We start from the raw sequence: 2753 nt of genomic DNA, 5'->3' as shown, positions 1-2753 counted from the left end.
CGTCAAATAGCCCCACTATTATCCTCAGAAGCAGAAATTTTTATCCTCAATTTCTCGTAATCCTCGCTACGGGCGCTATTCTCGGTCAGGCTCCTAGATAACACGGTAACGGCTTGTTCAAAAAGCGGCGATGACCTTCAATATTTTTGTTCCCAGTGCTACACTTTTCCGACAATGGGGGGCGGAATATAATAAGCCATGGTCACGATTAAGGACGTAGCGGCACGCGCCAATGTATCGCAGGCAACTGTCTCTCGTGTTGTGAACAATACAGGGCAAGTTACTGACGCTACTCGTGATCGGGTAGCGCGCGTCATCAAAGAGTTAAACTACAGTCCAAACCCTGTGGCGCGGTCTCTGGCTAACAATTCGTCTAACACTATTGGCCTGATGATCTCTTCTTTTCGTGGTAGCTTTTTTGGCGATCTGATGGCAGAAGTGCAGGAGGCCATCGACATTGCCAACAAACGCCTGTTTGTTACACAGGGGCGTCACAGTATTGAGTCAGAGAGAGAAGCCATACAACACCTCATTACTACGCGATGCGATGGTATTATCCTTCATGCCCGCTACCTCTGTGACGAAGAGATTATCGCCTTTAGTCAGCAAGTCACTATTATACTGCTCGACCGCTACATTCCCTCTTTGCAAAATTTCTGCATTACCTTTGACCACGTCACTGCCAGTCAAAAAGCAGTGGATCAACTCATCAGTCACGGCCACACCCGTATTGCCTGTATTACCGGACATCTATACAGGCATAAAGCCTGTGAACGTTACCAGGGGTATGTCAACAGCCTGAGTGATCATAACATACCGGTTGATGGTGAGTTGGTGGTTGAAAGTGAATACGATCGACAACAGGGCTATGAGGCTACAAAGCAACTGCTATCAAGGGGAAACCCCTTTACTGCTGTATACTGCTGTAGTGAAGAGCTGGCAGCAGGCTGCATGGATGTATTCAGAGAACTGGGGATTACTGTGCCTGACGATATCTCACTCATCAGTTATGACAGTGTTGATTTATGTACGTTTTTGACCCCTCATATTAGCGCTGTTCATTTCCCCATAGCCGCTATGGCCCGCCAGGCCGGTGCATTGCTATTATACCATCTGGACACTGAGTCCATGGAAAAACCCGTAAGGCTGGCATTTGAAGGTGAGCTTCGGCTGAGACCCTCTATCCGTTTCCGAAAGAGTACTCCCGCCAAGCCAGGCAGGAATACTCTTTCGGAAACGGATAGATCCTGAGCTTCAAAACGGTGATACAATGCCTAAAAATGTGATTTGTAACATTTGCCAAAAAGCCTGTGTAAATGACAGTGATCTCAACAGGCATATGATAACTCATACGGGGGCTAAACCGTTCCAGTGCCAAGACTGCGGGAAACGTTTTACCCAGTCAGGCAGTCTCAACAGGCACGTGAGAACGGCTCACATGGGTATTAGAGGTTTCGTCTGCCAGAAGTGCGGAAAATCTTTCGCGCAAAAAATCAATCTCGACACTCATATGAAGCTCCACGGACCTGGAGAGCCCAGATGCCTCACCTGTGGGAGAGTTTTTGCATTGAAGAGCCAGTTAAAGTTGCACATGCGAATAAACCATGAGGGTAAGCAAACAGGTCGTTCCGACAGCGGGAAAGTTTTTGTCACATTTAGCGGTCTTACCACCAGGCAAAGTGGCTCGAATCACGCCATACCTGGCATTGTCAGTTCCAGTTCCATGGAGTCAAGTGCGCAGCCGCTACCCGGTGGACGGGTCGCCATCTCTACAACCCATACAATACAAACAAGCGCTGATTTTGTTACCACTGTATCTTCCATAGCGACCTTAACTACCACAGCGACAGCCACTGCCACAGTCACTACGCAGCAGCATCCAGGCGCGGTCGTTACAACGGTTTTGCAAGAAGAAACAGAACGTCAATTTCAAGATGTGTTAGAGGTAATCAATAGTGACTTGAATACTCAGTCAGGTTTACCAGACAACAATCGTCCGATAACATCTATTTTTTTTGATGATGTAGATGTTAGGGATTATATGAATTTAGACCCGGATGAGAAATTTTCCGAAATACCAGACCTATGGGATTAACCCCTGCAAATGCATGACTTCCGCAAGGCAGTGGTGGGTTGTATTTTATCTCAGGGACTGTCGTTGACTGACGTGTTTTTATGAATCTCTCTGCTTTCCTGTCTACCTGGTATGGTAAAGTCTCAGGCATCTCCTATATTGATGTAACAGGCATTACATTCTGTGAAAAGAGTTGGGTATAAAACGTGTTGTCTGTTTATAACAGGACTACGCAAAAAATACGGTACGTATATTGTTAAAGTCCCATGGCTTAAATAATGCCCTCCTACCATAGACTCAGGAATTAAAAATGGTAATCTGTAAAATTTGTAAGCAGGTCTGTGTAAGTCCAAGCGTACTCAACAGACATATGGTAACACATTCGGGTGTTAAATCGTTCCAGTGCGAACTCTGCTATAAATATTTTTCAACCAAGGAAAGTTGCAAAGTTCACAAAAAAACGATTCACTCAGATGCTAAAAACTTCCAATGCCCGAAATGCACGAAAGCGTTTAAACAGAACAGCAATCTCAAGAAGCACTTGATAGTCCATGGGATTGGAGATTACAAATGCCACATCTGCGAGAAAGTTTTTTCAGTTAAACCCGAATTCCAGCGGCACATGCAAAGACTCCATCCGGATGAGTCAACAAACAACGGCCCCGACTGGGGGACAGTA

Annotated in this window: 3 protein-coding genes and 1 pseudogene; all 4 read left to right on the top strand. The window is 45.9% G+C overall.

Annotation, left to right across the window (positions count from 1 at the left end; translation table 11 throughout):
• Positions 1–198 precede the first annotated feature (198 nt).
• On the top strand, positions 199–1251 hold the full coding sequence (locus V4C51_RS17545) for a LacI family DNA-binding transcriptional regulator (RefSeq protein ID WP_330927468.1): 1053 nt from the start codon (positions 199–201) through the stop codon (positions 1249–1251).
• A gap of 19 nt (positions 1252–1270) precedes the next feature.
• Positions 1271–1405, top strand: a pseudogene (locus V4C51_RS18120) (C2H2-type zinc finger protein); the annotation flags it as partial.
• Between the two features lie 162 nt (positions 1406–1567).
• Complete coding sequence (locus V4C51_RS17540) at positions 1568–2095, top strand: hypothetical protein (RefSeq protein ID WP_330927467.1); 528 nt, start codon at positions 1568–1570, stop codon at positions 2093–2095.
• A gap of 289 nt (positions 2096–2384) precedes the next feature.
• Positions 2385–2753, top strand: a 369-nt coding sequence (locus tag V4C51_RS18115; protein WP_420797692.1) for a C2H2-type zinc finger protein, incomplete at its 3' end; no start/stop codon positions are given.

This window comes from Candidatus Sororendozoicomonas aggregata (assembly GCF_031528575.1).
GTDB classification, from domain to species: Bacteria; Pseudomonadota; Gammaproteobacteria; order Pseudomonadales; family Endozoicomonadaceae; genus Endonucleibacter; species Endonucleibacter aggregata.
This window is presented reverse-complemented; position numbering and strand designations above follow the sequence as displayed.